This window comes from Bradyrhizobium sp. CCGUVB14 (assembly GCF_024199935.1).
Lineage (GTDB): Bacteria > Pseudomonadota > Alphaproteobacteria > Rhizobiales > Xanthobacteraceae > Bradyrhizobium.
In genome coordinates, this window is the sequence record NZ_JANADS010000001.1 from 9706381 (window position 1) to 9733088 (window position 26708).

General features: G+C 64.0%; 21 protein-coding genes. 11 read left to right on the forward strand and 10 right to left on the reverse strand.

The window, feature by feature from the left end; genetic code table 11:
- Positions 1-83: 83 nt before the first annotated feature.
- Positions 84-2312 (forward strand): transglycosylase domain-containing protein, encoded by a 2229-nt coding sequence (locus NLM32_RS45390; RefSeq protein WP_254135118.1) that lies wholly within the window; start codon positions 84-86, stop codon positions 2310-2312.
- A gap of 180 nt (positions 2313-2492) precedes the next feature.
- Here the strand turns inward: NLM32_RS45390 and NLM32_RS45395 are convergent, their stop codons facing one another.
- The 4 genes from NLM32_RS45395 to NLM32_RS45410 form a co-directional block, all read right to left on the reverse strand.
- On the reverse strand, positions 2493-3332 hold the full coding sequence (locus NLM32_RS45395) for a M48 family metallopeptidase (RefSeq protein WP_254135119.1): 840 nt from the start codon (positions 3330-3332) through the stop codon (positions 2493-2495).
- A gap of 217 nt (positions 3333-3549) precedes the next feature.
- The gene (locus NLM32_RS45400) at positions 3550-4878 is read right to left on the reverse strand and encodes a polyhydroxyalkanoate depolymerase (protein WP_254135120.1); all 1329 of its coding nucleotides are present in this window, start codon (positions 4876-4878) and stop codon (positions 3550-3552) included.
- Between the two features lie 121 nt (positions 4879-4999).
- Complete coding sequence (locus NLM32_RS45405) at positions 5000-5818, reverse strand: ABC transporter permease (protein WP_254135121.1); 819 nt, start codon at positions 5816-5818, stop codon at positions 5000-5002.
- 235 nt (positions 5819-6053) lie between these two features.
- Positions 6054-6857 carry an ABC transporter ATP-binding protein gene (locus NLM32_RS45410; RefSeq protein ID WP_254135122.1) on the reverse strand — a complete coding sequence of 268 codons (804 nt, stop codon included), beginning with the start codon at positions 6855-6857 and terminating at the stop codon, positions 6054-6056.
- A 157-nt stretch (positions 6858-7014) separates the two neighbouring features.
- Here NLM32_RS45410 and NLM32_RS45415 point away from each other — a divergent pair, with 157 nt between their 5' ends.
- Positions 7015-8325 carry an ActS/PrrB/RegB family redox-sensitive histidine kinase gene (locus tag NLM32_RS45415; protein ID WP_254135123.1) on the forward strand — a complete coding sequence of 437 codons (1311 nt, stop codon included), beginning with the start codon at positions 7015-7017 and terminating at the stop codon, positions 8323-8325.
- 103 nt (positions 8326-8428) lie between these two features.
- Positions 8429-8983: an ActR/PrrA/RegA family redox response regulator transcription factor gene (locus NLM32_RS45420; protein WP_271607750.1), complete on the forward strand. Its 555-nt coding sequence runs from the start codon at positions 8429-8431 to the stop codon at positions 8981-8983.
- 112 nt (positions 8984-9095) lie between these two features.
- Here the strand turns inward: NLM32_RS45420 and NLM32_RS45425 are convergent, their stop codons facing one another.
- Positions 9096-9584 carry an MmcB family DNA repair protein gene (locus NLM32_RS45425; RefSeq protein ID WP_254135124.1) on the reverse strand — a complete coding sequence of 163 codons (489 nt, stop codon included), beginning with the start codon at positions 9582-9584 and terminating at the stop codon, positions 9096-9098.
- 278 nt (positions 9585-9862) lie between these two features.
- Between NLM32_RS45425 and NLM32_RS45430 the strand changes: the two genes are divergently transcribed.
- On the forward strand, positions 9863-11560 hold the full coding sequence (locus NLM32_RS45430) for an alpha-amylase family protein (protein ID WP_254135125.1): 1698 nt from the start codon (positions 9863-9865) through the stop codon (positions 11558-11560).
- Positions 11561-11735: 175 nt separating this feature from the next.
- On the opposite strand, the gene NLM32_RS45435 is transcribed toward NLM32_RS45430, so the two are convergent.
- A complete protein-coding gene (locus tag NLM32_RS45435) occupies positions 11736-13337 on the reverse strand; it encodes an alpha-amylase family glycosyl hydrolase (RefSeq protein ID WP_254135126.1) in 1602 nt (533 codons plus the stop codon).
- A gap of 173 nt (positions 13338-13510) precedes the next feature.
- Between NLM32_RS45435 and NLM32_RS45440 the strand changes: the two genes are divergently transcribed.
- Complete coding sequence (locus tag NLM32_RS45440) at positions 13511-14182, forward strand: MBL fold metallo-hydrolase (RefSeq protein ID WP_254135127.1); 672 nt, start codon at positions 13511-13513, stop codon at positions 14180-14182.
- Between the two features lie 2 nt (positions 14183-14184).
- Here NLM32_RS45440 and NLM32_RS45445 read toward each other — a convergent pair whose 3' ends face one another.
- Entirely contained in the window at positions 14185-14550 is a 366-nt protein-coding gene (locus NLM32_RS45445) for a helix-turn-helix domain-containing protein (RefSeq protein WP_254135128.1), read from the reverse strand.
- A 186-nt stretch (positions 14551-14736) separates the two neighbouring features.
- Between NLM32_RS45445 and NLM32_RS45450 the strand changes: the two genes are divergently transcribed.
- Positions 14737-15042, forward strand: coding sequence for a hypothetical protein (locus tag NLM32_RS45450; protein WP_254135129.1), 306 nt, complete (start codon positions 14737-14739; stop codon positions 15040-15042).
- 1 nt (position 15043) lies between these two features.
- Here NLM32_RS45450 and NLM32_RS45455 read toward each other — a convergent pair whose 3' ends face one another.
- Entirely contained in the window at positions 15044-16207 is a 1164-nt protein-coding gene (locus tag NLM32_RS45455; protein WP_254135130.1) for a PHB depolymerase family esterase, read from the reverse strand.
- A 141-nt stretch (positions 16208-16348) separates the two neighbouring features.
- Positions 16349-17761 (reverse strand): MFS transporter, encoded by a 1413-nt coding sequence (locus NLM32_RS45460; protein ID WP_254135131.1) that lies wholly within the window; start codon positions 17759-17761, stop codon positions 16349-16351.
- A 165-nt stretch (positions 17762-17926) separates the two neighbouring features.
- Here NLM32_RS45460 and sthA point away from each other — a divergent pair, with 165 nt between their 5' ends.
- From sthA to NLM32_RS45475, 3 genes are all read left to right on the forward strand, one after another.
- On the forward strand, positions 17927-19315 hold the full coding sequence (sthA, locus tag NLM32_RS45465; RefSeq protein WP_254135132.1) for a Si-specific NAD(P)(+) transhydrogenase: 1389 nt from the start codon (positions 17927-17929) through the stop codon (positions 19313-19315).
- Between the two features lie 271 nt (positions 19316-19586).
- Positions 19587-20822 carry an LLM class flavin-dependent oxidoreductase gene (locus NLM32_RS45470; protein WP_254135133.1) on the forward strand — a complete coding sequence of 412 codons (1236 nt, stop codon included), beginning with the start codon at positions 19587-19589 and terminating at the stop codon, positions 20820-20822.
- A 140-nt stretch (positions 20823-20962) separates the two neighbouring features.
- Positions 20963-22339, forward strand: a complete 1377-nt coding sequence (locus NLM32_RS45475) for a cytochrome P450 (RefSeq protein ID WP_254135134.1) — start codon at positions 20963-20965, stop codon at positions 22337-22339.
- A gap of 276 nt (positions 22340-22615) precedes the next feature.
- Here NLM32_RS45475 and NLM32_RS45480 read toward each other — a convergent pair whose 3' ends face one another.
- Positions 22616-23455, reverse strand: coding sequence for an SDR family NAD(P)-dependent oxidoreductase (locus tag NLM32_RS45480; RefSeq protein ID WP_254135135.1), 840 nt, complete (start codon positions 23453-23455; stop codon positions 22616-22618).
- 194 nt (positions 23456-23649) lie between these two features.
- Here NLM32_RS45480 and NLM32_RS45485 point away from each other — a divergent pair, with 194 nt between their 5' ends.
- Both NLM32_RS45485 and NLM32_RS45490 read left to right on the forward strand, forming a co-directional pair.
- Positions 23650-24615, forward strand: a complete 966-nt coding sequence (locus NLM32_RS45485; protein WP_254135136.1) for a sensor histidine kinase — start codon at positions 23650-23652, stop codon at positions 24613-24615.
- Between the two features lie 296 nt (positions 24616-24911).
- Positions 24912-26648 (forward strand): bifunctional diguanylate cyclase/phosphodiesterase, encoded by a 1737-nt coding sequence (locus NLM32_RS45490; RefSeq protein ID WP_254135137.1) that lies wholly within the window; start codon positions 24912-24914, stop codon positions 26646-26648.
- The last annotated feature ends 60 nt before the right edge of the window (positions 26649-26708 follow it).

Genomic DNA, 26708 nt, shown 5'->3' on the forward strand with positions numbered 1-26708 from the left:
AATCACGCGTTAACGTCGGGGTAACCGGGCCTTAAACCCAGACCGCTAGCGTGCGGCGGGCGGGATGATCGGGCGTTTCAAGTATGGGGTCGGGAAAGAAAAAGAGTGGGCGGAAGGAGCCGCTGTTCGGCTTGCCCGCGGCGCTCGCCGATCTGCGCCTGACGGCGGCCGATCGCATTCCCGGTGGCGGCGACGACAAGCCGAAGAAATCCGCCGGCAAGCGCAAGGCCGAACCATCCGACGACGACGAGCCGCCGCGCGAACGCAAGGCGCAGGCCAAGAGCAGTGGTGCCAAGCGCCGGTCGAAATCATCGTTCAGCGCCGGCCTCGGCCGCCTCGTCTATTGGGGCGCCGTGCTGAGCCTGTGGGGCGTGATCGCCGTGATTGGCGTCGTGATCTGGGTTGGCGCCCATCTGCCGCCGATCCAGTCGCTGGAGATTCCAAAGCGCCCGCCGACGATTCAGATCGTCGGCATGGACGGCAGCCTGCTGGCGCAGCGCGGCGAGATGGCCGGCGCCAATGTCGCGCTGAAGGACCTGCCGCCCTATCTGCCAAAGGCCTTCATCGCGATCGAGGACCGCCGCTTCTATTCGCATTTCGGCATCGACCCCGTCGGCATCCTGCGCGCGCTCGTCACCAACGTGCTCCATCGCGGCGTGTCGCAGGGCGGCTCGACGCTGACGCAACAGCTCGCCAAGAACCTGTTCCTGACCCAGGAACGCACCATGGCTCGCAAGCTGCAGGAGGCGGAGCTCGCGATCTGGCTGGAGCGCAAGCATTCCAAGAACGAGATCCTGGAGCTCTATCTCAACCGCGTCTATTTCGGTTCCGGCGCCTATGGCGTCGAAGCCGCCGCGCAGAAATATTTCGGCAAGCCGGCCAGGAATGTGACCATTGCCGAAGCCGCGATGCTGGCGGGGCTGGTCAAATCGCCCTCGCGGCTGGCACCGAACCGCAATCCGGAAGGCGCGGAGGCGCGCGCGCAGATCGTGCTCGCGGCGATGGCGGACGCCAAGTTCATCACCGAGGCGCAGGCCCAGGCTTCGATCGGCCACCCCTCCTACAATGTGAAGCCGGTCGGCGCCGGCACCGTGAACTATGTCGCCGACTGGATCGGCGAGGTGCTGGACGACCTCGTCGGCCAGATCGACGACAGCATCAAGGTCGAGACCACGATCGATCCGAAACTCCAGGCCGTGGCGGAGGCCGCCATCATCGACGAGCTCGCGGCCAAGAGCGTGAAGTTCAATGTCAGCCAGGGCGCGCTGGTGGCGATGACACCCGACGGCGCCGTGCGCGCCATGGTCGGCGGCCGGAACTATTCCGAGAGCCAGTACAACCGCGCGGTCACTGCAAAACGCCAGCCGGGCTCCTCGTTCAAGCCGTTCGTCTATCTGACCGCGATGGAACAGGGCCTGACGCCCGATACCGTCCGCCAGGACGCGCCGATCGAGGTCAAGGGCTGGAAGCCCGAGAACTACACCCATGAATATTTCGGCGCGGTAACGCTGACGCAGGCGCTGGCGATGTCGCTCAACACCGTCGCCATCCGCCTCGGCCTCGAGGTCGGGCCGAAGAACGTGGTGCGCACCGCGCACCGGCTCGGCATCTCCTCGAAACTCGAGCCCAACGCCTCGATCGCGCTCGGCACCTCGGAAGTCTCGGTGGTCGAGCTGGTCGGCGCCTATGCGCCGTTCGCCAATGGCGGCTTCGCGGCCACGCCGCATGTGGTGACGCGGATCAGGACGCTCGACGGCAAGCTGCTCTACATGCGCCAGCCCGACGAGCATAACCAGGTGATCGAGCCGCGCTATGTCGGCATGATGAACACGATGATGAAGGAGACGCTGATCTCCGGCACCGCGAAGAAGGCCGAGATCCCCGGCTGGCAGGCGGCCGGCAAGACCGGCACCAGCCAGGATTACCGCGACGCCTGGTTCATCGGCTACACGTCGAACCTCGTCACCGGCGTCTGGCTCGGCAACGACGACAACTCGCCGACCAAGAAGGCGACCGGCGGCGGCCTGCCGGTGGAAGTCTGGACCCGTTTCATGCGCGCCGCGCACGAAGGCGTGCAGGTGGCGACCCTCCCGAACTCGCCAGGCAATTGGGGGCCGGCGAACCTCGTGCAGATCTCATCGCAGGTGTCACCGCCGACACAGGCGGCAGCGCCAGCATCTGCACCAGCGCCGGTCAGCAATGGCGGCTATCGCGCACCGCCGCCGACCCGCACCAATGTCAACGCGCGGCCGGAAGCCGCCGCCGGGCTTGATGGCTGGCTGATGGACCGGCTGTTTGGCGGAAACCGGTAGCTTCGGCGTGAGGTCCTGGTGACCTCAAAACAAAAACGCGAAAACAACCCCATGCACAGTAGGCGGCGTGATCCGGCGTGATGCGCGGTGGATTGGCTGAAGGCCTTGATGCGATGGAGTAAAACGCACATCGCCCGCATTCGCGGGCGATGACACCTTCCAAGACGCTAGCTGCGCGCCCTAATCGTCGACCCCGTACCGGTGCAGATCGTTGCCGTAGGTGTCGAGCCACTTCTTGGCGCGCTCCATGGACGGGCAGATCTTGCCGCAGACGCGCCAGAAGCGGGCCGAGTGGTTCATCTCGACGAGATGGGCCACCTCATGCGCGGCGAGGTAGTCGAGCACGTAGGGCGGCGCGAGGATCAGGCGCCAGGAGAACGACAACGAGCCCGCCGAGGTGCAGGAGCCCCAACGGCTGGACTGATCGCGGATCGAGAGCCGCTTCACCTTGACGCCGAGCTCGGCGGCATGGGTCTCCGACGAACGCTGCAGATCGCGGCGCGCCTCGCGCTTGAGGAAGTCGCTGACACGGCGATCGACGTGATCGAGGCCGCCGGCGACGCAGAGAATGCGTTCACCGCTGTCGCGAATTTCGGTCCACACCGTGCCGCGCGCACCTGCGCGATGCACGATGCGATGGGAAACGCCACGGAGCGGTATCACTGTGCCAGGCTGGAACGGTGCAGCCTTCGGCAAACGACCGAGACGTGCCGCGATCCACGCGCCGTGACGCTGCGCGAAGTCCTTGGCTTCGGCGAGCGTGCCGCGCGGCGGGATCGTGAGGATCGCTTCGCGGTCACTCGGATGGATTCTGAGCGTGTAACGGCGCGCACGACGGTGTCTGCGCAGCCGAATCGCAAAGAATTGCGATCCATGACTGATGACGAGGGTCTTCGGTTCGTGGGGCCGACGGTAGAGGAGCGCGCGAGTGGCCATGTCTGTCAGTCCGGGGAGCAAGAGTTCGCCCGGATTCTGCCATAACCGCCGCCAGGGAAAGCGCTCGGCGCAAAAACAAATCATTTGCCCAATATACAGGGGTCTGGCGTCCGGGAGACCCTACAGACTGGGGTTGGAACCCGCTTTTTTCGCCCCCGCTGGACGCATGTGGCACCCCCAAGGGGTGAGCGGTGACTCACTCCTATAAGACTACCTAAATACCTCGAATCTGGCGGGAACCAGGCCCTCCCGGAGCGTCCGGCAGGGCCCGAATTTTCGACGGGAAAGCCGAAAAACGCAGTTATTCAGCCGCAAGCGCCTGCAACGAACTCGGATTCGCAGCGGAGACCATGAAATCATGGATGCGCGGCACGATCTCCGACTTGAAGCGTGAGCCGTTGAACACGCCGTAATGTCCAACGCCCTTCTGAACGTAATGAACGCGGCGATGATCGGGGATCGCACGACATAATGTGTGCGTTGCTTCGGTCTGACCGAGACCCGAGATGTCGTCGTTCTCGCCTTCAACCGTCATCAATGCGACGCGCGTCACCTTGGAAGGATCGACGCGAGTTCCACGATGCATCATCTCGCCTTTCGGCAGCGAATGCTTCACGAATACGGTGTCGACGGTCTGCAGATAATACTCGGCCGACAGGTCCATGACCGCGAGATATTCGTCATAGAAGTCGCGATGCTTGTCGACGAGGTCGCCGTCGCCCTTCACCAGGTTGGCGAACAGGCGCTTGTGAGCGTCCATGTGGCGGTCGAGGTTCATGCTGATGAACCCGTTTAGCTGCAGGAAGCCCGGATAGACGTCGCGCATCATGCCCGGATGCGGGAACGGCACCTTGGTGATGACGGTGTTGCGGAACCAGTCGATGCCGCGCTCCTGCGCGAGCTGGTTCACCGCGGTCGGATTGCGGCGGGTGTCGATCGGGCCACCCATCAGCGTCATCGAGGTCGGTACGAAGGGATCGCGGCGCGCTTCCATGATCGAGACGGCGGCGACGACGGGCACGGAGGGCTGGCACACCGCCAGCACATGGGTGTTGCCGCCCAGCACGTGCAGCATCTCGATGACGTAATCGATGTAGTCGTCGAGATCGAAACGGCCATCGCTCAAGGGCACCATGCGGGCGTCGGCCCAATCGGTGATGTAGACCTCATGTGCCGGCAGAAAGGCCTCGACCGTGCCACGGAGCAGCGTCGCGTAATGGCCCGACATCGGCGCCACGATCAGCACGCGCGGCTGCGGGCTGCGCAGCGGACGGGCGAACTTGCGATCGAAATAGAGCAGCTTGCAGAACGGCTTTTCCCAGACCGGGCGAACCTCGACGGGGACGCGGATGCCGTTGACCTCGGTGTCGTTGAGACCCCATTCCGGCTTGCCGTAGCGGCGCGTGGTGCGCTCGAACAATTCGCAGGCCGCGGCGACGGACTTGCCGACTTCGGTGCGCGCCCAGGGATTCAGCGGGTTCTGAAACAGCAGCTTGGTCGCATCGGTAACGGCGCGTGCCGGATTAAGAGAGGCCTGCGCCATCTCGTACATCCAGTACATCGGCGTCGTCAGGACCGGGCTGCCTTCATTAGCCTGGAGCGGTACGCCGCCAAACTCACCAATCGGCATGATCAAATTCCTCTTCGCATCGCAGCATACTGCCGAATGCGTAATATTGCGTCAATGCATGGTTCCGTACATCTACGTGGCGCAGACGGTTAAATCGGCGTGAATCCACGGGAAAGTGACGTTATTCGCCGCCCGAGAGCAGCGAGCCGTGCTTCTTGGCGCTGCGCAAAAGGGCAAGGAATGCCCAAAAGGAAGCAACCAGAATCACCGCGTTGATGGCTAACGCACCCAGCATCAGATCGGTCCGGAAGGTGTTTTCGATCAGCAGCGCGCGCATCCCCTCGAACACGTAGGTCGGCGGCAGCGACCAAGCGACGGTTTGCAGCCAGGGCGGCAGGACGCTGACCGGATAATAGATGCAGGCCAGCGGCATAATGCCGAACATCAGGGTCCAGACGATGCTCTCGGCACCAAGGCCGTTCCGCAGCACCAGACCCGAGACGAAGATGCCGACCGCCCAGCTGGTGAAGATCAGGTTGCAGAAGAAGGCGATCAGCGGCAGGCCGAGGCTATAGACATTGAAGTGAAAGAACGCGATCGCGAGCAGCGTCATCGGAATCACGCCGATCGCCAGCCGGATCAGGCTCATTGCCATCAGCGACAGCAGAAACTCGATCGGCTTCAGCGGGCTCATCATGAGGTTGCCGAGGTTGCGCGCCCACATCTCCTCCAGGAAGGAGATGGAGAAGCCGAGCTGGCCGCGGAACAGGATGTCCCAGAGGATGACGGCGCCGATCAGCGTGCCGCCCGCCCGCGCGAAGAAATTGGCGTTCTGCGCGATGTAGAGCTGAAGGAAGCCCCAGGTGATGATCTGCAGCGCCGGCCAGTACAACAGCTCCAGCAGCCGGGGCCAGGACGACATCAACAGATACCAGTAGCGCAGGATCATCGCGCCGATGCGTTGGACGGAGATGCCGCGGTGGAGGGACATTTCGCTCATCGTTGCGTTCCGTAGCCCCAGTTGAGCCAGTAGCCCGGATGGAACGAAGCGCAATCCGGGGTGCAGTGCCAGCCACGCCCACCGACGTCATCCTGAGGTGCGCGCCCTTCGCGCGCCTCGAAGGATGGGCCGCAGGCGTGCGCTGCCCATCCTTCGAGGCAAACCTTGCGATGCAAGGTTTGCACCTCAGGATGACGGCTGTGCGCGCGGATAGAACAATCGTGGAGAGGTCCCCTCATTGCGCTCCCTCCTTCGTCCCGTTCGCCCGCCCGCGTGCGACGTCCAGAAACACCTCCTCCAGCGTGGTGCGGTTGTAGCGGGCCATGATGGCGTCGGGCGTGTCGTCGTCCTCGACGCGGCCGCGCTTCATGATGATGACGCGGTCGCAGAGTCGCTCGACCTCGAGCATGTTGTGCGAGGCCAAGAGGATGGTGGCATTATTGTCCTTGCGATAGCGCTCCAGATGCGCACGGACCCAGTCCGCCGTATCAGGGTCGAGCGAGGCGGTCGGCTCGTCCAGCAGCAACAGCTCGGGCTCGTTGATCAGCGCCTTCGCCAGTGCGACGCGGGTCTTCTGCCCGGCGGACAGCTTGCCGTTGGCGCGGTCGATGAAGTCGCTGAGATCGAGATCATGGGCGAGCTTTGCGATGCGGTCCGGGAGATTCCTGACCGCATAGAGCTTGCCGAAAATGGTGAGGTTCTGCCGCACCGTGAGCCGCATCGGCATGTCGACATAGGGGCTTTCGAAGTTCATCCGCCCGAGCACGGCCGCGCTCTCCTCGGGCATCCGATGCCCGAGCACCTGCACACGGCCCGAGGTCGGCAGCACCAGGCCCATGATCATCGCGATGGTGGTGGTCTTGCCGGCGCCGTTGCCGCCGAGCAGCCCGGTGATGCTGCCGCGGGACAGCGAAAAGGAGATGCCGTCCACCGCACGGGTCTGCTTGTAGAGCTTGACCAGGCGATCGACCTCGATGGCCGCGGACAATGTGCTGTCCGCGACAGTCGGCCGACTTGAAGCCTTGGAGTTCTCAGTCATGCTAAGGGCGTTCTTCCGCCATTGCGCGGTGGAGCGCAAGACTTGTAACTCAAAGGCCTGTAACTCCAAGACTTGTAGGTCCAAGGCTTGTAACTCGTTGGAATCAGTGGGCCAGCGTGTTTGTGATAGGACACGCGCACCGCTAGATTGGCCTGCAATGACCGAGACCGCCGCTTCCGACTTCCGCCCGTCGCAACGACACATCCGCCTGGACACCATCCTGCGGCTGCGCTGGCTCGCGGTGCTGGGCCAGCTCGCCGCGATCTTCATCGTGGCGCAGGGGCTCGAGTTCGATGTCGCGATTGTCCCCTGTGTCAGCATCATCGGCCTGTCGGCCGCGCTCAACCTGGCTCTGCAGACCGTGGCCAACCCGATGCAGCGGCTGGCGCCGCTTCACGCGGCCGGATTGCTGGCGCTGAACATCGTGGAACTGGCCGGGCTGCTGTTCTTTACCGGTGGATTGCAGAACCCGTTCTCGTTCCTGTTTCTCGCGCCTGTCCTGATTTCCGCCACCGCGCTGCCGGCCCGGCTGACGTTCGCACTCGGCCTTCTGGCCGTGGCGTGTGCCTCGATCCTGTTCTTCTTTCATTTCCCGCTGCCATGGGACTCCGAAGATCCCGTGGTGCTGCCGCCGATCTATCTGGTCGGTGTCTGGCTATCGATCGTGCTGGCGATCGGCGTCACCAGCCTCTACTCGTTCCAGGTGACCGAGGAGGCACGCAAGCTTGCCGACGCGCTGGCCGCGACCGAGCTGGTGCTGACGCGCGAGCAGCATTTGACCCAGCTCGACGGCCTGGCCGCGGCCGCCGCGCACGAGCTCGGCACGCCGCTTGCGACCATCTTCCTGATTTCGCGCGAGCTGGAAAAGACCGTGACGGACCCGGTCTTCGCGGCGGACCTGAAGACCTTGCGCGAGCAGACGCAACGCTGCCGCGACATTTTGAGCAAGATCACCCAGCTCTCCTCCAGCGGCGCGCCGTTCGACCGCATGAAGCTGTCGGAGCTGATCGAAGAGGTGGTGGCACCGCACCGCGACTTCGGCGTCGACATCAAGGTACGGATTGCGGTGGCCGCGACGGCCGAGCCGGTCGGATCACGCAATCCGGCGGTGCTCTATGGCGTCGGCAACATCATCGAGAACGCCGTCGATTTCGCCAACTCCACGGTCGAGGTCAACGCGTGGTGGAACAATGAGACGATCGAGATCGTGATCTCCGACGACGGCCCCGGCATTCCGCCCGATCTCATGAACCGGATCGGCGAGCCCTATCTGTCGCGGCGGCGCACCCAGGATGCCGGCGGTGGCCTCGGGCTCGGTGTGTTCATCGCCCGCACGCTGCTCGAACGCACCGGCGCCAAGGTCTCGTTTACCAATCGGACGTTTCCGGAACACGGTGCGGTGGTCCAGATCGCGTGGCCCAGGGAGCGTTTTGAGACTATCGAGAGCCTAGAAGAAACAATAGGATAGGGCGCGACCTTGCGTCGCACATGAGGCTTGATCGACTATTGGCGGCCTTGGCACCGCCTGATTGCGACGCCATATGTGGATGTGCAGGAGAGAGGACAAAACCTTGAACGCCATCGCCGAACTGAACGAACAGACCGACCGCTCGCTTCTCATCGTGGAGGACGACAAGCCGTTTCTGGAGCGCCTGTCGCGCGCCATGGAGACACGCGGCTTTGCGGTGACGTCATGTGACACGGTCTCCGATGGTCTCGCGCAGATCGGCAAGTCCGCACCGGCCTTCGCCGTGGTCGATCTTCGCCTCGGTGACGGCAACGGCCTCGACGTCGTCTCCGCGCTGAAGAAGAAGCGTCCCGAAGCCCGCGCCATCGTGCTGACCGGCTATGGCAACATCGCCACCGCCGTCACCGCGGTGAAGATGGGCGCGATCGATTATCTCTCGAAGCCCGCGGATGCCGACGACGTCGTCGCCGCGCTGCTCTCGACCAGCGCTGAAAAGTCCGAGCTGCCGGCGAACCCGATGTCGGCCGACCGCGTGCGCTGGGAACACATCCAGCGCATCTACGAAATGTGCAACCGTAACGTCTCGGAAACGGCGCGGAGGCTGAACATGCACCGCCGTACGCTGCAGCGGATTCTGGCCAAGCGCGCGCCGCGGTAACGGTCTCCGCGGTCACGGTCTCGTAGGGTGGGTAGAGCGAAGCGAAACCCACCGTCTTCGCGGCTTGCATTGAAAGTGATGGGTTTCGCTTCGCTCTACCCATCCTACGAATTCATTCCCAAAAATCCGCGTGCCCCTGCGGATCGACCAGGCGGTTGATCCGCAACGCCGCCGCCATGCCGAACCGCACCGTCATCTGCTTGCGCGTGGCGGCTGCGATCTTGTGCTCGGGCGCCTCGCACTGCATGTGCGCGCCATAGGCGTCCGCGATGATCAGGCCGGTGCCCTCGGGGAAAATCTCGCAGGGCAGATCCTGCGTGAAGGCGAAGAACAGCCGGTCGCAATGGGCGCGGTATTCGTGCCATTTCTGATCGGCGCGCAGATCCTCCACCGATGATTTGATCTCGACGATCCAGATCTCACCGCGCTCATTCAGCGCGACGAGATCAGCGCGCCGCCCCGACGGCAGCGGCATTTCGCTGATGCAGGAAAAGCCGAGCGAGCGTAACAGCCGCGCCGTGCCGCGCGCGATCGCGAGCGCCGTCTCGGATTGACGACGGTCCGGCGGCGGCACGAGGGCGATGCGGGCGGGGCTGTCCATGGGGAGAGAGTAGCCGATTCCAGTGGAAGCGGACACTAGCCGATGAGGCATGCTGCGGCCTCATTCTCCGCTGTCGTCCCCGCGAAGGCGGGGACCCATAACCACAGGGAGAAGTTTGGCGAAGATTCGCCGTTCGGTACTTCTACCAACAGCATCGATGGATCACGCGGTATGGGTCCCGGCCTTCGCCGGGACGACGAAGATGCGGAACCTCCCCTCCCGCACGCGCTTATCACGCAGCCGCCGCTCCTCGGCGGAACCACCGAGGCCGCGCGCGCATGATCGACGATCTCTGGTACAAGAACGCCATCATCTATTGCCTCTCCGTCGGCACCTATATGGACGCCGATGGCGACGGTGTCGGCGATTTCAAGGGACTGTTGCGCCGGCTTGATTATCTGCACGGCCTCGGCATCACCACGATCTGGCTGATGCCGTTCCAGACCTCGCCGGGCCGCGATGACGGCTACGACATCGCCGACTATTACAGCGTCGATTCCCGCTACGGCACGCTCGGCGATTTCGTCGCGTTCACCCATGGCTGCAAACAGCGCGGCATCCGCGTCATCATCGACCTCGTCGTCAACCACACCTCCGACCAGCATCACTGGTTCAAGGAAGCGCGCCGCGACAGGAACTCGCCCTATCGCGACTGGTATGTGTGGTCCGACAAGAAGCCGGCCAACGCCAACAAGGGCATGGTGTTTCCCGGCGTGCAGAAATCGACCTGGACGCGCGACAAGGACGCCGGCGCCTGGTTCTTCCACCGCTTCTACGATTTCCAGCCCGATCTCAACACGTCGAACCCGCATGTGCAGGCGGAGATTTTGAAGATCATGGGCTTCTGGATCCAGCTCGGCGTCTCCGGCTTCCGCATGGACGCCGTGCCGTTCGTGATCTCGACCAAGGGCGCCAAGGTGACGAAGCCGGTCGAGCAATACGACATGCTGCGCAGCTTCCGCGAATTCCTGCAATGGCGGGAGGGTGACGCGATCATCCTGGCCGAAGCCAATGTGCTGCCGGAAACGGACATGGAGTATTTCGGCCGCGACGCCGACCGCATGCACATGATGTTCAACTTCCACGTCAACCAGCATCTGTTCTATGCACTGGCTTCCGGCGACTCACGACCTCTGGCCAAGGCGTTGAAAGCGACAAAGCCACGGCCGGCTTCGGCGCAATGGGGCCTGTTCCTGCGCAATCACGACGAGCTCGATCTCGGACGCCTGACCAAGGCGCAGCGCGAGACCGTGTTCAACGCATTTGGTCCCGACAAGGACATGCAGCTCTACGATCGCGGCATCCGCCGCAGGCTTGCGCCGATGCTCGGCGGCGATCGCAGGCGGCTCGAGCTTGCCTACAGCCTGATGTGCACGCTGCCGGGGACGCCCGTGATCCGCTACGGCGACGAGATCGCGATGGGCGACGATCTCTCGCTGCCCGAACGCAACTGCGCGCGCACGCCGATGCAATGGTCGACCGAACCCAATGGCGGCTTCACCAAGAACAGCAAGCCGGCCAATCCCGTCATCGACACGGGGCCTTACGGCTACGAGCACGTCAACGTCGCCAGACAGCGGCGCGATCCGAATTCGATGTTGAACTGGACCGAGCGCATCGTCCGCATGCGCAAGGAGGTACCCGAGATCGGCTGGGGCGACTTTGCGATCATCCCGACCCGCGATCCGGCCGTGTTCATCATCCGCTATGACTGGCGCAGCAATTCGGTGCTGTTCGTGCATAACCTCGACGAGAAGCCGCGCGAGACGGCGTTCTCGGCCGGCCTGCCCGGCGATGCCGGCGAGCACCTGATCAACCTGCTCGCGGAAGATCATAGCCACGCCGACAAGCGCGGCCAGCACCGCATTGTGCTGGAGCCCTATGGCTATCGCTGGTACCGCGTCGGCGGGCTGGATTATTTGCTGAAGCGGAGCGATGTCGACGCGACGACGGTGAGGAAGGGGCGCACACGTTAGCCGCACACACCGTCGTCGTCCCGGCGAAGGCCGGGACCCATAACCACTGGGCGACATTTGGCGAAGACTCGTCGTTCGGTACTCCGACCAATCGCGACAGATGGATCACGCGGTATGGGTCCCGGCCTTCGCCGGGACGACACTGGAGAACGACGCTAACGCCTTACCCTTCCGTTCAGGCCGGCGGCACCACCACCACACCTTCATTGCCGCGAAGATCCAGCACACCCTCCAGCCGTTCGCCCTCGCGATCCAGGAACGTCGACAGCAGGATCTCGCTGCCGAAACGGATCGCGCTGGTGGTGACCGCGATCGGCTCGGGGCCGAGATTGAGCACGATGAGGAGCGCCCTGCCCTCGGCCTCGCGGCGATAGACCAGCAGATCGCCTTGCGCGGCGATCGGATGATAGTCGCCGGCGACCAGCGCGGGTGAATTCTTCCGCAACTCGATCAGGCGCTTGTACAGGCTCAGGATCGAGCGCGTGTCGGCCTCGAGGTTGACGACGTTTTCGTGGATGTGATCCTCCGGCAGCGGCAGCCACGGCCTCGTTTCCGAGAAGCCGGAGAAATCGGACGAATCCCATTGCATCGGCGTGCGGCAGCCGTCGCGCCCCACCCCGATGCCGGGCACGTTCTTCTCGAAGGGGTCCTGCACATCCTCGGGCGCGATCGCGAGCTGATGCATACCGATCTCGTCGCCATAATAGAGCGTGGGCGTGCCGCGCAGGGTCAGCAGCAGCATCGCGGCGACGCGGGCCTGCTCGGGCCCGACGCGGCTGGCCACGCGCGGGCGATCGTGATTGCCGAGCACCCAGTTCGGCCAGGCGCCCCTGGGCAACGCCTTCTCGTAGTCGTCGATGATCTTTTCGATCGAGCGCGCACTCCAGAAGGTCGAAAGCAGCGCGAAATTGAACGGCATCTGCGCGCCGGTGAGATCATTGCCGTAATAGGCCATCAGACGATGCAGCGGCAGATAGACCTCGCCGATCAGGACGCGCGCGCCAAAGGCATCGGTGACCCGCCGCATCTCGGCGATGACATCGAACACCTCCGGCTGGTCGGTGGAATATTGGGTGAGGATTTTTTCGTTCGGCGGCCGCCCCTCGACATAATGCGGGTTGGGCGGATTGTCGCGGAACTCGGCATCCTTGATCAGGTGCCAGATCACGTCGACGCGAAAGCCGTCGACGCCCTTCTCCAGCCAGAACCGCATCACGTCGTAGATCGCGGCGCGCACCTCCGGATTGCGCCAGTTGAGGTCGGGCTGCTGCGCGAGGAAGGCGTGGTAGTAATATTGGCCGGTCGCGGCGTCGACCTGCCATGCGCTGCCGCCGAACTCGGACAGCCAGTTGTTCGGGACGCCGCCATCGGGGGCCGGGTCGCGCCAGATGTACCAGTCGCGCTTGGGATTATCGCGCGAGGCGCGGCTCTCGACGAACCAGGGATGCTGGTCGGAGGTGTGGTTCGGCACGAGGTCGAGGATCAGCTTCAGACCATGGTCATGCGCGGCCGCGAGCAGCGCATCGAAATCGGCCATCGTGCCGAACAGCGGATCGATGCCGGTATAGTCGGAGATGTCATAGCCGAAATCGGCCATCGGCGAGGGGAAGATCGGCGACAGCCAGATCGCGTCGACGCCAAGCGATTTCACGTAAGGAAGACGCCGCAAGATGCCGGCGAGATCGCCAACGCCGTCGCCGTCACTGTCCTGAAAGGAGCGCGGATAGATCTGATAGAAGATGCCGTCGCGCCACCAGTTCTCGCTGCCCTGAGCCATCTCGGAAACCCCACCCGGAAATCTGTGCCTCGCGCGAGAGAACGCGGAAGCAACGTCCCGGTTCAAACCAGCAGCCGAATTGGGACGGCCGTGTGACGGCGGGGGCGGCTGTTCCGCCGGCGGACCACGACTATTTTGCTTGGCGGCGCAGCAAAAATCGGCATTGTGGCGCCATGACCGAGCAAAGCGACACCCAACAGGCCAAGGCCGGCGCGATCATCGTCCCCGTGACGCCGTTCGAGCAGAATTGCACCATCATCTGGGACGAGCCCGGCAAGAAGGCCGTGGTGATCGACCCCGGCGGCGACGTGCCGAAGATCCTCGAAGCGATCAAGCAGACCGGCGTCACCGTCGAGAAGATCTGGCTCACCCACGGCCATATCGACCATGTCGGCGGCGCGGCCGAATTGCGCGATGCGCTGAAGGTGCCGATCGAGGGCCCGCATGTCGCGGACAAATACCTGCTCGACAACGTGGTCGAGAGCGGCGCGCGCTTCGGCATGACGGGCGGGCGCAATTTCGAGCCGGACCGCTGGCTCGACGAGGGCGACACCGTCTCGATCGGCGCGTTGAAATTCGACGTCCTGCATTGCCCCGGTCACTCGCCGGGCAGCGTGGTGTTCTTCAACAAGGATCTGCGCTTTGCCCATGTCGGCGACGTCTTGTTCGCGGGCTCGGTCGGACGCACCGATCTGCCCGGCGGCAGTCACGCCACGCTGATCGACTCGATCATGACGAAGCTGCTGCCGCTCGGCGACGATGTCGGCTTCATCTGCGGCCACGGCGCCGGCTCGAGCATCGGCCAGGAGCGGATGACCAATCCGTTCATCACCGGCGAGATGTAAGTTTATTCCGCGGCGTCTGCGAGCGCTGCGGTCTCGTCGAGATTGCGCTCGCCCCACTCGCGGATCGCCGCCACCACGGGCACAAAGCTCTTGCCCTTGCGGGTGAGGCGATACTCGACCTTCGGCGGCACCTCGCCAAAATCCTTGCGATCGATCAGTCCGCTTTCCGTGAGCGCCTTCAATTCGCGGCTGAGCACGCGCGGGGTGATCTCCGCGCTGCCTGACGTGCCGCGCAGCAAGCCGCTGCGGATCTCGCCATAGCGGCGCGGGCCGTCCTTGAGATCCCAGACGATGCGCAGCTTGTACTTGCCGCTGATCATCTTTTGAAAGGCTGCGACCGGACAGGCGCGCGCGGGAGCTTTTGCCATGTCGTCTCCTCCCCTTTTTGTTCTGACGCGTTTTCTTGACGCGAACCGGGATCCACTTCGCTTGAAAACGCTATGGCAGAGAGGATAGGAGCGACGGCGAAAAAGTCCATACTATCAATTTTGTCCGTACTTGCAGGATGGCTCACGGGCCGCAGATGATGGTGCACAGCGAACAGGGAGCGTCACATGAAGCACTTCATGATCAAGTACGAATTCAAGAACGGCACGACGGAGGCCTGGCACCAGGAGATCGGCCGCTTCATCAAGGCAATCGACAACGATCCGGAGCTGAAAGGGCGGATCGGCTACCGCGTCCTGAAGAACCGCGACGACGGCCATTACTTCCATCTCGCCAGCGTCACCGATGAGGCCGCGCAGAAGACGCTGCAGTCGCGCGACTTCTTCAAGGCCTATGCGGAGATGACGCGGAAGGTGGCGGCCGGCGGCGAGGTGACGGCGACGCCGATCGAGATCATCGGCGCGACGGCCTGACCTACTTCATCAATCCCGCGGCCGTCAGCGCGCGCGTGATGATCTGGCCGAGATCGAAACCGCGGGATTGCTCGCGCTTCGGCTCGGCCTGTTCGTCAGCGACCTTCGCACGGATGGTGCGGGCAAGATGCGGCGCGGGCGAACGCGCTGGCGCCGCCTTGGCATCCGCCTTCTTCGCGTCCTGAACCCAGCCGGTGAGACCGAAGAACTTTGCGATGTGATAGGACGACGAAATGCCGGCCTCGATCAGGAACGCGCCTTCGACGCCGTAGCGCTGGTCGTTGTCGGCAAGCCCAAGCGGCGTGCCGTGCGCCATGCCGGTGATGGCGTAGAATTCGACCAGCGTCTCGCCGTCCTTGTTCCACCATGCCTGGCGCGGATAGCCGTCGACATTGGTCTCGGCCATCGGCGTCATCGGCAGATCGTGCAAATCGAGCCACTGCTTGACGATCTCGTTGGCATTGCCGGGATTGACGGTGCGATCGGCGCTGCCGTGCCATACCGACACCTTCGGCCAGGGCCCGCGATGATGGGACGCCCGCCGCACGAAATCGCCGAGCTCGCGCTCGGGCCGCGCGGGCGAGTGGAACATGCCGTCCAGCGCCTCGCGCAGATTCGACGCGATGCCGTAAGGAAGGCCCGCGATGATCGCGCCGGCCGCGAACACTTCCGGATAGGTCGCGAGCATCACCGAGGCCATGCCGCCGCCGGCGGAGAGACCGGTGATGAAGATGCGCCGGGGATCGATCCGGTGCGCCCCGACCATATGCGCGATCATCTCGCGGATCGAACGCGCCTCGCCGCTGTCGCGCGCGGTGTCTTCCGGATTGAACCAGTTGAAGCAGGTATTGCCGTTGTTGACGCGCTGCTGCTCGGGCATCACCAGCGCAAAGCCGTAATGGCGCGCGAGCGTCGACCAGCCTGCGCCGAGATCGTAAGCCGCTGCCGTCTGGCCGCAGCCGTGCAGCACGACGACGAGCGCGCGCGGCTTCTGCAATTGCGCCGGCACGAACGTGAACATGCGCAAGGCGCCGGGATTGTCACCGAAGTCCGTGACTTCCTGCAGCGGGCTGGACGCGTCGGTGCTCACGCCAAAATCGGGCAAGCGCAGACCATCCATCCTTGGCAGATGTCTCAAGAGGTCGACATTACGGGCTAGCGACACGGCAAATTCCTGGTGGGCGGCTTTCAACGTTTACCCAGACCAGATAGTTGCTGCAGTGCAAAATGAAAAGACCGTGTGCTTTCGGCCCCGCGCGAATCGCGCAAAAACCCGCAGATTTCCGCACGTATTAACCGCAGTGCCTCAACTTCGTGCAGATGCGCGGCGCATCCACGTCAGGAATGCGGCGCAGATCATGATTAACGCCGCAAACAGCGCGAGTGAGGCGAGAAAACCTGCGCGCGCTGATTGCAACGATTCGATTGCGAAGAACACCGCGCCGATTGCGGCCACTCCGGCCGCATTTCCGATCTGCGCAATGGTGCCGTACATGCCGGACGCCGAGCCTGCCGCGACGGGTTTGACGGTCGACAACACGGCGCCCGAGAGCGGCGCCATCACCAGGCCCTGGCCATAGCCGAAGATGAGCATGACGAGCGCGAACGCGATCGGCGGTGGCGCCTCGATCAAGTCTGCGAGAAGCGCGAGCGCGGCAAGGCCCGCGATCTGCAACGCGCAGCCCTCGATCAACACCTTGGTGCCGCGATGCCTCGCGCGTGCGCCGCTGTGACGCGACGCCACGACGAAGGCGAGTGCGAGCGGAACGAAGGCGAGGCCGGCGGCAAGAGGCGCCATCTTCAGGCCGCGCTGCATGAACAGCGTCATCACCAGATAGAACGAGAGATTGGCGACGAAGAAAAAGAAAGCGGCGCCGAGCCCGCGCAGGAAAGCGGTGTCCGCCAGCAGCGTCAGATCGATCAGCGGCATCCCGCCGGCGCGCGCGACCGCGTGCTCGAGCCTTGGGAATGCGAACAGGATCGCACCGCCGATCGCCATCACCCCCCACAGCCACGGCGCCCAGCCGAGATCGTGGCCGAACAGCAGCGGGCCGATCAGGCACAACAGCCCCGCGAACAGCACGACGCTGCCCCTGATGTCGAGCCTGGTGCCGGCCCGGCGCGGCACAGTCGGCATGATCCGCCATGCCGCAACAGCGATGACGAGCCCGCAGGGCACGTTGACGAAGAACACCGCGCGCCAGCCGGTGTGCGCGAGGTCGATCGTGACCAACAATCCGCCGAGCAGAAAGCCCGCAGCGCCCGCGAGCCCGAGCACGATGCCGTAGATGCCGAAGGCGCGACTGCGCGTCTCGTCGGTGAAGAGCAGGTGCAACGTCGCCAGCACCTGCGGCACCATCAGCGCGGCAGTCGCGCCTTGCGCCAGGCGGGCGAGGATCAGCTCCGCGCCCGATTGCGCCAGCCCGCACCACAGCGAGGTCGCCGTGAAGCCGAGCACGCCGGCGATGAACACATTCCTGGTGCCGTGGATGTCGCCGAGGCGGCCGCCGGTCACCACCAGCGTCGCATAAGCAATCAGATATATCGCGATAACGGACTCGATCTGTGCCGGCGTCGCGCGCAAGTCGACCGCGATGGTGGGAATGGCGACATTCACGATGAAGGCGTCGACGCCGAACATGAACTGCGCGGCGACGACGATCGCCAGCACCCACCAGCGACGGGTCGAATCGACGGGCTTTGTGACGGTTTGATGCATTTTCGCGCTCGCGTTCCGCGATTTATTTGCGCGCAAGACTCGCAGATCGGCGTCATCGGCGCGATTACCTCGGAGGTAGGACTTGCCGCTGTGGCCCGATTGCTGCATGTCGGTTCCCGCTGATTTTGCTGGGTTTTGAACGCAGATCCTTTGGAAGCACGTCCGATGTACGACTACGACATGGTGGTGATCGGCTCGGGCCCGTCGGGGCGCCGGGCCGCGGTGCAATGCGCCAAGCTCGGCAAGGCCGTGCTGGTGGTGGAGAAGGGCCGGCGGGTCGGCGGCGTCTCCGTCCACACCGGCACGATCCCGTCCAAGACGCTGCGCGAGACCGTGCTCAATCTCTCCGGCTGGCGCGAGCGCGGCTTCTACGGCCGCTCCTACCGGGTGAAGCAGGACATCGCGGCGAGCGATCTGATGACGCGGCTGCAAAAGACGCTCGACCACGAGGTCGAGGTGCTCGAGCATCAGTTCAGCCGCAACCTGGTCCGCACCGCCAATGGCGAAGCGCGCCTGGTCTCGCCGCACGAGGTCGAGATCACCAGCGCGATCGGCGAGACCAAGGTGGTATCCGCCGCCTTCATCCTGATCGCCTGCGGCACCCGCCCGTTCCGGCCGGACTATGTGCCGTTCGACGGCGCGACAGTGCTCGACAGCGACGAGATCATCGAGCTGCCGAAGCTGCCGCGCAGCCTCGCCGTCATCGGTGCCGGCGTGATCGGCGTCGAATACGCCACCATCTTCAGCGCGCTCGACGTGCCCGTGACCCTGATCGAGCCGCGGCCGACCTTCCTCGACTTCATCGACAAGGAATTGATCGACGAGTTCATGCACGAGCTGCGCGACCGCAACGTCGCGCTGCGGCTCGGTTCCAAGGTCAATTCGATCGAGAAGACGGCGCAGGGCATCGTCACCAACCTGTCCGACGGGCGGCACGTCACCACCGAGATGCTGCTGTTCGCGGCCGGCCGCGTCGGCGCCACCGACCGGCTCAATCTCGAAGCCGCCGGCATCGTCGTCGACCATCGCGGCCGCATCTCGGTCGATCCCGTGACGCTGCAGACCAGCGTGCCGCACATCTACGCGGCCGGCGACGTGATCGGCTTTCCAAGCCTCGCCTCCACCTCGATGGAGCAGGGCCGCGTCGCCGCCTGCCACGCGCTCGGCATGGAGCCGCTGGCGCCGCCGGAATTCTTTCCCTACGGCATTTATTCCGTGCCGGAGATCTCGACCGCGGGCCTCACCGAAGAAGAGGTGCGCACGCGCGGCATTCCCTACGAGGTCGGCATCGCGCGCTTCCGCGAGACCTCGCGCGGCCACATCATGGGGCTGAACAGCGGCATGATGAAGATGATCTTCTCGACCAAGACCCGCCGCCTGCTCGGCGTGCACATCCTGGGCGAAGGCGCCACCGAGCTGATCCATATCGGCCAGGCCGTGCTGAACCTCAAAGGCACGATCGACTATTTCATCCAGAACACGTTCAACTATCCGACGCTGGCGGAAGCGTACAAGATCGCCGGCCTCGATGCGTGGAACAGGATGACGCGGTAGTTCTTACCTCGCCCCGCTTGCGGGGAGAGGTCGGAATGCGCGCGAAGCGCGGATTCCGGGTGAGGGGGTACAGGTCTCACGACTATCTCACGCGTGGAGAGAAGCCCCTCACCCCAACCCTCTCCCCGTAAGAACGGGGAGAGGGAGAAGAGACAGCGTCAGCACATAGCTGCATTCCGCGGCGCGGGACATCGCGCGATTGCGTTCGCGGCATCGGGCACGTAGCCTCTGTCTACCTAAAAAACAGAAAATATCAGCCGGAGAGAACGCCATGGCGCGCCTGAAGTTTGGAGCCTTTCTTGCCCCGCATCACCCGATCGGGGAGCATCCGATGCTTCAGTTCCGGCGCGATCTCGACCTGGTCGAGCAGCTGGACGCACTCGGCTATGACGAGTTCTGGTGCGGCGAGCATCACTCCTCCGGCTGGGAGATGATTGCGTCGCCCGAGATGTTCCTGGCCGCGGCCGGCGAACGCACCAAACGCATCAAGCTCGGTACCGGCGTGGTGTCGCTGCCCTATCACCATCCCTTCAACGTCGCCCAGCGCATGGTGCAGCTCGACCACATGACCGGCGGCCGCGCCATCTTCGGCTCCGGCCCGGGCGCGCTGGCCTCCGACGCCCACACGCTCGGCATCGATCCGATGACCCAGCGCGACCGCCAGGATGAAGCGATCGCCGTGATCCGCCGCCTCTTCAACGGCGAGCGCGTCACCGCCAAGACCGACTGGTTCACCATGAACGACGCCGCGCTCCAGCTGCTGCCGCTGCAGGAAGAGATGCCGTTCGTGGTGGCCTCGCAGATATCGCCTTCGGGCATGACGCTCGCCGGCAAATACGGCATCGGCATTATCTCGCTGGGCTCGATGACGACGCAGGGCCTGATGTCGCTGCAGCAGCAATGGCAGTTCGCAGAGGATGCCGCCAAGAAGCACGGCACCACGGTCAGCCGCGCCGACTGGCGCGTGCTCCTGACCTTCCACATCGCCGAGAGCCGCGAGCAGGCCCGCAAGGAAGCCGGTGCCGGGCTGATGCGCTGGCACAACGAATATAATGTCGGCACGCTGCAGCGGCCGGGCCTCGAAGCGTTCGCCTCGCCCGACGAGGCCGTGGACAAGACCGCCTTCGTCGAGGGCGCGGCCTCGACCATCGGCACGCCTGACGATCTCGTCAAAACCATCAAGAACGTGATTGACCTGTCCGGCGGCGTCGGCGCCATCATCGGCTTCGTGCACGACTGGGCCAATCCGGAAGCGACGCGCCGAAGCTGGGACATGGTCGCGCGCTACGTCGTGCCGGAGATCAACGGCTACATCGATGGCCTGCGCAAGTCGCAAAAATTCGTGATCGAGAACCGCGCGATTTTCGAGCGCGCCGGTCAGGCCGTGATGGCCAAGATCATGCAGAACGAGAAAGCGGCCGAGGCGTTGAAGGTCACCGGTCCAGGCCGGGTCGCGATTCCCGCCGTCAACGCCCCGGATTTGCAGAAGGAAGCAGCCAAGCGCTAGGCTCCTGCGCTACGCATGTAACGACGTTCACAAGCAAGACATCCTGGCCTGTGCTATGCTGCCGATGATCGGCCTGGCGCAGGCCGTATTGTTGCCGCGGTCGCGCGATTCCTGTCGGTCAGCCAACCGGAGCATTCGTCATGTCGATGCAGAATGTGGCCTCGCCTGAGCTCGCCTACACCGCGCCCAAGCGGAATCAGCTGACGCATATCCCGGGCGACGAAGGCTGGCCGATCATCGGCAAGACGTTTCAGGTGCTCGCGGACCCGAAGGGGCATATCGAGCAAAACGGCGCCAAATACGGGCTTGTCTATCGCACCCACATTTTCGGCGAAACCAACATCGTGCTGCTCGGACCCGAAGCGAACGAGCTCGTGCTGTTCGACCAGCAGAAGCTGTTCTCGTCGACCCACGGCTGGAACAACGTGCTTGGGCTGCTGTTTCCGCGCGGATTGATGCTGCTCGACTTCGACGAGCACAGGCTGCACCGCAAGGCGCTGTCGGTCGCGTTCAAGTCGGGGCCGATGAAGTCCTATCTCAGCGATCTCGACCGCGGCATTTCGGCGCGAGTCGCGCAGTGGAAAGCCAGGCCCGGCGAGATGCAGCTTTATCCGGCGATGAAGCAGCTCACGCTCGATCTCGCGGCAGCGTCCTTTCTCGGCGCCGATATCGGGCCGGAGGTCGACGAGATCAACCGCGCCTTCGTCGACATGGTCGCGGCCGCCGTCGCGCCGATCCGCCGCCCCCTGCCCGGCACCCAGATGGCGCGCGGCGTCAACGGGCGCAAGCGCATCATCGCCTATTTCCGCGAGCAGATCCCGCTGCGTCGCGGCAATCACGGCGGCGACGATCTGTTCTCGCACCTCTGCCGCGCCACCCACGAGGACGGCGCACTGCTCTCCGAGCAGGACATCATCGACCACATGAGCTTCCTGATGATGGCGGCGCACGACACGCTGACCTCATCGCTGACGTCCTTCATCGGCGAGCTCGCCGCTAATCCGGACTGGCAGAGCAAGCTGCGCGCGGAGGTCCTCGCGCTCGGGCTCGCTCCTGGCGCGCCGAGCAGCTTCGACGATCTCGAAAAGATGCCGCTGACGGAGATGGCCTTCAAGGAAGCGCTGCGGATCAAGCCGCCGGTACCCTCGATGCCGCGCCGCGCGATGCGCGATGTCACCTTCAAGGGCTATACGATCCCCGCAGGCACGGCCGTCGGCGTCAATCCGCTCTTTACGCACCACATGAAGGACATCTGGCCGGAGCCGGATCGGTTCGATCCCTTGCGCTTCACCGAGGAAGCCCAGCGCAATCGTCACCGCTTCGCCTGGGTGCCGTTCGGCGGCGGCGCGCATATGTGCCTCGGCCTGCACTTCGCCTACATGCAGGCGAAATGTTTCGCCCGGCACTTCCTGCAGAACATCGAGGTGTCGCTGGAGCCCGGCTACAAGCCGGACTGGCAGATGTGGCCGATCCCGAAGCCGAAGGACGGGTTGAAGGTCAGGATGCGGGCGGTTTGAGTTCTCGTGTCCCGGACGCGCGAAGCGCGAGCCGGGACCCAGAATCTCGCGGCACATTACTCTTGGTGAGATGGGCCCCGGCTCTGCCGGCGCACCGCTGAAGAAGCGCTGCGCCGCGTCCGGGGCACGAGACCCTTGTATCCGGCGATCGCAGAACTCGTAGGGTGGGCAAAGGCGCGGAGCGCCGTGCCTACGATGTCTTGCGGATAGGAAGTCGTGGGCACGGCGCGCGAAGAGCGCGCCTTTGCCCACCCTACGGCACCGTCGCTGTAGCTTCTACGCGCCCCCGTCGAACGCCTTGCGCAGGGCCGACAGGCCTTGCTGCTGCTGGGTCCAGTTGCGGCCGCCGGTAACAGCCCCGTCGACGACGAGATCATGGCCGTTGACGAAGCTGGATTCGTCGCTGGCCAGGAACACCGCGGCATGGGCGATGTCGTCGGGCAGGCCGGCGCGCGGGATCGGCTGCGCGGTCTTGTAGACGTCGCGCAACATGGCGGGCGTCTGCTCGGCAGCATCGGTCGAGAGCCCCAGCGCCTTGCCGAAGATCCCGGTCGCGATCGCGCCGGGCGAGATCGAGTTGACGCGCACGTTGGATTCGCCGAGCTCCATCGCGACGCATTTGGTCAGATGAATCACCGCAGCCTTGGCCGCCCCGTAAACCAGCGAGGACGAATAGCCGGCGAGACGTCCGGCGATGCTGCCATTGTTGATGATGCTGCCGGCCCCCTGCTTCTTCATGTGGGGCGCGGCGTGCTTCATGCCGAGCATGACGCTGCGCACCAGCGTCGCCATCGCCGCGTCGAAGCGCTCGACCTCGAGGCCTTCGATGCCGCCGGTCTGCGCCGGGCCGCCGGCATTGTTGAACAGGCAGTCGATCCGACCGAATTTTTCGACCGCGAGCGCGATCAGCGCCTGCATCTGCGCCTCGACGGTCACATCCGTCTGGCGGAAGACACAGGACGCGCCGAGTTGCTTCGCCAGCGCCTCGCCTTCCGGTATACGGCGGCCCGCGATCACAATTTTGGCACCTTCGGCAACGAAGACTTCCGCGGTACGCAATCCAATCCCGCTCGTTGCACCCGTGATCACCGCAACCTTGCCGTCAAGCCTGCCCATGGAATGTCCCTGTTTTCGAATGATTTGAAGCCAAATGGCGGGCACCGATCGATGACGTCTCCACGACAATCGGCGCCGCAACAATCACTATTCCTGCCGGCTCCCGACAAGGCAAGCTTTGCTTGCGCATGCGAGATGCGTAACATCATGGCCCGTCTGTCGATTTTCGGACGTCTTTCGCAACCGGGCTGCGCATGGGGAAGCTGATCGACGAATTCCGCAAGGGCTGGAAGGGCGAGGCACCGCCATCGCTCGGCCTGAGCATTGCGTTTGCGGTGGCCTGCGTACTGGTCGCGACCGTGGCGCGCTGGGGGCTCTCGCATGTGCGGCCCGACGTCTTCTTCACGCCCTATTTCCCCGCCGTGTTCTTTGCAGCGGCCTTTGGCGGCTTGCGGATCGGCGTGGTGACGGCGCTGGTCGGCGGCGTGCTCGGTGTCGTCGTGAATTTCGGCGATGCCTTTGCCGATCGCGCGCGGTTCGCCCTGCTGACACTTTATTGGGGCGTCTCTGCGCTCACCATCTGGGGCGTCGAACATTATCGTACGATGCTGGCGGAGCAGCGCCGGATCTCCAAGCGCCTGATCGAGGAAGAAGACTATCGCAAGGTCCTGGTCGACGAGCTCCAGCACCGGCTGAAGAACAAGCTGTCGACCGTGCACGCCGTGCTGCACCAGGTGCTGCATGACCAGCCGCAGGTCTGGGCCCGGATCGATCCGCGGCTGCGCTCGCTGGCCGCGACCGACGACCTGATCTCGCGGATCGATAAGGCCGGCTGCGACATCCGCGATCTCCTGATCTCCGAGCTCGGCCCTTATGGCCACGTTCGCTTCACGCTCAACGGCGACCGGCTGTTCCTGCCGCCGAAACTCGCGGTGACGCTGTCACTGATGTTTCACGAACTTGCCACCAATGCCGGCAAATACGGCGCGTTCTCCTCGCCTCGCGGATTGCTGCAGGTGTCATGGACCGTCAGCGACGATCGCCTGAACATCACGTGGGACGAAACCGAAGGACCGAGCATCGACAAGATCTCGGAGCCCGGTTTCGGCACCAAGCTGCTGAAGTCGGCGCTGTCAGCCTTCGACGGCAAGACCGAGGTCTCGTATTTGAAGACCGGGCTGCATTGCACCATGCAATGCCGCATTCCCAAGAGCGAATGAGATCACCTCTCCCCAGCGGGGAGAGGTGGACTGCCCCGAAGCTCACATCGATTCAATCAATCAACATGATGCCGTTAGCTTCACTGCAAACGAAAGAAACCGCACTCTTCGCTCGCGCTTTCGCCAGCGCTGTTGACCTTCTGTTAATGACGATCGGCGGCGCAGCTCGCAACGCCACAAGTTTCTTCCAAAACACCCCCGTATTTCTGCGGACCCCTTAACCAAACCTAAGAGGGAACTGCGCATGATCGCGTGCATTGCAAAGGCGCGCTGAAACAACAAGATTCATGAATTCTATGAACGACAATGCATATAACGGCGCGAGTGAAGCCGAACTCGGATTCCTCAAGGAAATCGTTAGAATGCTGCCTGCCGGCCTGACCGTGCAGGATGCGCAAGGCAAACTTCTCCTGGTTAACGATGTCGCGGCCGCCCAGCTCGGAATGGACGGGAGCCGTCCGTCACCCGATCTCGCACAGCGCCGCGAGGCCTGCGAGCGCGCGCTGAGGGCCGGACAGCCGGTCACCTCCGAAGAAGCGCTGCAGGACGGCGCCGCACGGCAGGTGCTGCTGACCACCCATCGACCGATCCAGCTCGCCGGGCGCGAGCTCTTGATCTCGGCCTCCGCCGACATCACCGAGCAGAAGAATTTCGAGGACCAGCTGTTTCGCTCGGCCTATTTCGACGAGCTGACCGGCCTGCCCTCGCGGCGCGTGATCGAGCATCGCGCCAACGGCCTGCTGGCGCGCAATGGCAGCGGCGAACGCTTTGCGCTGGCCTTCCTCGACGTCGACAATTTCAAGCACATCAACGACTATTACGGCCACGCCGTCGGCGACGCGCTGCTGGTCGAGCTCTCGAAGCGGCTCGGCCGCGACCTGCGCGATTCCGACATGCTGTCGCGCATCTCCGGTGATGAATTCCTGTTGCTGCTCTCCCCGATCCAGAGCCAGGAGGAAGTCGCCGAATTCATGCAATCGACGCTGGAGCGGCTGACCGCGCCGTTCTTCATCGACAATTCGGAACTCTTCGCCTCCACCTCGGTCGGCATCAGCCTCTATCCCGACCACGGCCGCAGCTTCGAGACACTGCGCCAGAACGCCGACATCGCGATGTACCGCATCAAGAACGACGGCAAGGGAATGGCGGCGTTCTTCGACGCCGGCATGGAGCGCGAAGCCCTGGCGCGAATGAAGATCGAACAGTCGCTACGGCTCGCCATTCTCGAAAAGCGCTTCTGCTGCGCTTTCCAGTCCAAGGTCGACATCCGCACGCAAGCCGTGAAGGGCATCGAGGCGCTGGTGCGCCTGCGCGACGACGAGGGCGTGATCCAGGCGCCGGGCTCGTTCATCAATCTGGCGAGCGAGCTCGGGTTGATCGACGAATTGACCCATCTCGTGCTGGCCGAGATCGTCAAGTCGATCGACCTGATCAACGACACCTTTGGCGCGGAAGCGACCATCAGCATCAACGTCGCCGCCAAGCAGGCCGGCAATCCCGAGTTCATGCGGACTTTCGCCCAAGCGCTCGAAGATACCGGCTTTCCCCAGCGCTTCATGATCGAGGTGACCGAAGAGGCCTTCGTCGCCGGGAATCATTTCCAGAACGAAATCCTGCCGATGTTCCGCAAGCTCGGCGTCGGCATCTCGATCGACGATTTCGGCACCGGCTATTCGTCGCTGTCGGCGCTGGCCGACATCACCGCCGACGAAATCAAGATCGACCGCTCTTTCATCACCGACATCCATAAGCGCCCGCGCAGCCAGGGCATTCTGCGCGCGATCGAGTCCTTGAGCGAAGCGCTCGGCATGACCGTCATCGCCGAGGGCCTCGAATCCTACGAGGAACTCGCCTATCTCCAGGCCGCGACCAAGATCCGCTACGCGCAGGGCTATTATTTCGCCCGGCCGATCTTCCTCGAGGAACTCAAGCTCGCCACGCCTGCGTCGAGCGAGTCCCGCGCCAGCGTCTCCGCCCGCCCGATGCAGCACAACCGCCAGGGCTATTCGCGCGCAAGCGGGTATCGGCGGTAAGCGCGCTCTGTGTGCCGCATCGGCGTTAACCCCGTCACACCGATTCCCCTTTGAAATTGC